This window comes from Plesiomonas sp., assembly GCF_051650925.1.
Lineage (GTDB): Bacteria > Pseudomonadota > Gammaproteobacteria > Enterobacterales > CAMTGL01 > Plesiomonas.
In genome coordinates this window covers 1-2333 of record NZ_JBOFRH010000017.1, presented here as the reverse complement: position 1 = coordinate 2333, position 2333 = coordinate 1, and the positions used below count along the sequence as shown (strand labels likewise).

2 protein-coding genes and 1 rRNA gene are annotated in these 2333 nt (G+C 44.4%); 1 reads left to right on the top strand and 2 read right to left on the bottom strand.

Translation table 11 applies throughout. The features are described 5' to 3' along the window. Nucleotides 1–78 (top strand): 5S ribosomal RNA (gene rrf / locus ACRC27_RS00420); the annotation flags it as partial. 375 nt (nt 79–453) lie between these two features. Here the strand turns inward: rrf and ACRC27_RS00415 are convergent. Together ACRC27_RS00415 and ACRC27_RS00410 are read right to left on the bottom strand one after the other, a co-directional pair. Beyond that, the gene (locus tag ACRC27_RS00415; protein ID WP_438638814.1) at nt 454–2115 is read right to left on the bottom strand and encodes a cation acetate symporter; all 1662 of its coding nucleotides are present in this window, start codon (nt 2113–2115) and stop codon (nt 454–456) included. Beyond that, nucleotides 2112–2333: DUF485 domain-containing protein (locus ACRC27_RS00410; protein ID WP_438638812.1), on the bottom strand; the 222-nt coding region annotated here is incomplete at its 5' end. The genes ACRC27_RS00415 and ACRC27_RS00410, both read right to left, overlap by 4 nt.

Below are 2333 nucleotides of genomic sequence, written 5' to 3'. Positions count from 1 at the left end.
GCCGAACTCAGCAGTGAAACGCCGTAGCGCCGATGGTAGTGTGGGGTCTCCCCATGCGAGAGTAGGGAACTGCCAGGCATCAAATAAGTAGAAAGCCCATCCGAAAGGATGGGCTTTTTGCGTTTGGGGTTTTGGCAATGTTGGGTTTAGTTTGATGAAACATGAGCTGGGCTGAGTCTCGAGTAAAGAATAGAGAGAAGTGAGCGATTTGCTGAGTTTCACGCGATTACTGAATTATCAGGAAGCAATTTGCTATGCAGTCATCGAGCGATGCAGCCTTTTGATGGGGTATTGGCGGTTTTTTGTGTATCCCACAAGCGCGTTTTTTTAAGGCTCTGTTTTTATCGCATAAAAAACCCCGTAAAGACGGGGTTGGTGAGTGTTAGCAAAATTGAATGTTATTGGTTATAACAAGTGTATTGATGAGCCAATTATTTTCAATATTGGTAGTACTTAGTGAGACACCGCTCCTGATGCTCCGACGCCGGTTTGTGAACGAACAAACTGTGGCATGAATTTAGCTCGTTCATCAGTTGCTGTGGCTGATTTATCGGTAATAGAGAAAAACCAAACACCGATAAATGCGACTAGCATTGAGAACAGAGCGGGGTATTCATACGGGAAAATAGCTTCTGCATGACCGAGCACTTTTACCCAGATTGTTGGCCCTAAAATCATCAGTGTTACGGCGGTAATTAATCCTGCCCAACCTCCGATAACTGCACCACGGGTTGTTAATTTTGACCAGTACATGGATAAGAACAGCACTGGGAAGTTACAACTTGCGGCGATAGAGAATGCTAACCCGACCATGAAGGCAATATTTTGCTTTTCAAACAAAATACCTAAACCGATAGCAACAAGACCGAGTATCAGAGTGGTGAGTTTAGATACTTTTAATTCATCAGCTTCTTTTGCTTTGCCTTTACAGATTACGCTGGCATACAGGTCGTGTGATACGGCAGAAGCACCGGCTAGGGTTAGCCCTGCAACAACAGCCAATATTGTGGCAAAGGCAACGGCAGAGATAAAACCGAGGAACAGGCTTCCTCCTACCGCATCAGCCAAATGAATGGCCGCCATGTTATTGCCCCCAATCAGGCTACCAGCTGCATCTTTAAATGTTGGGTTAGTGCTGACTAATAAAATTGCGCCAAAACCAATAATAAAAGTCAGGATATAGAAATAACCGATAAATCCGGTGGCATAAAAGACACTTTTACGGGCTTCTTTGGCATCACTCACGGTAAAAAAGCGCATTAAAATATGTGGTAAGCCGGCAGTTCCAAACATTAAGGCAAGGCCTAATGATATGGCAGAGATAGGGTCGGCAACTAAACCTCCAGGGCTCATGATGGCCGTACTTTTTGGGTGAACTTTAATTGCTTCATTAAACAGTGAAGAGATATCAAAGTTTACGTGTTTTAATACCATGATAGCCATAAAGCTTGCGCCAGAAAGCAGCATAACGGCTTTAATGATTTGTACCCAGGTTGTGGCGAGCATGCCGCCAAACAGTACGTACAACACCATTAAGATCCCCACCATAATGACGGCGACATGGTAATTTAGGCCAAATAACAGTTCTATTAGTTTACCTGCGCCTACCATTTGTGCGATCAGGTAGAGTGAAACAACCACTAATGATCCACAGGCAGATAAAATCCGCACATCTTTTTGTTTTAGTCGGTAAGAGGCGACATCGGCGAAGGTATATTTACCGAGGTTACGTAGACGCTCTGCAATTAAAAACAGAATCAGCGGCCAGCCAACTAAAAAGCCGATTGAGTAAATCAATCCATCGTAGCCAGATGTATACACCAGTGCGGAAATACCCAAGAATGATGCGGCTGACATGTAGTCACCAGCAATGGCCAAGCCATTTTGAAAGCCGGTGATGCGTCCGCCAGCAGCATAATAGTCGGCTGTTGAACGGTTACGTTTTGATGCCCAATAGGTGATGCACAATGTTGCGCCAACAAAGATAAGAAACATGATGATGGCGGGAAGATTAAGCGGCTGTTTTTGTACTTCACCGGTTAATGCTTCAGCATGTGCGGTTGTCAGTGATAATAGGTTATAGAGGCTAATCCCGAGCAGGCTGCGGCGTATCATTTGCTCACCTCATTTAATATCTCTTGGTTTAATTGATCAAATTCGCCATTAGCTCGTTGAACATAAATTCCCGTTAAGATGAATGCGGTAAAAATAATACCAACGCCAACGGGAATACCGCGTGTAATGCTTGAGTCTGGGCTGATGGGCGTTCCTAGCCATGCCGGATCAAAGGCAATTAATAAAATAAACCCTAAATAGCAGGCCAGCATGATCAA

Bases quoted from the DNA above. Each gene is read 5' to 3' on its own strand.
- ACRC27_RS00415 (WP_438638814.1), bottom strand. From the start codon at position 2,115: ATGATACGCCGCAGCCTGCTCGGGATTAGCCTCTATAACCTATTATCA.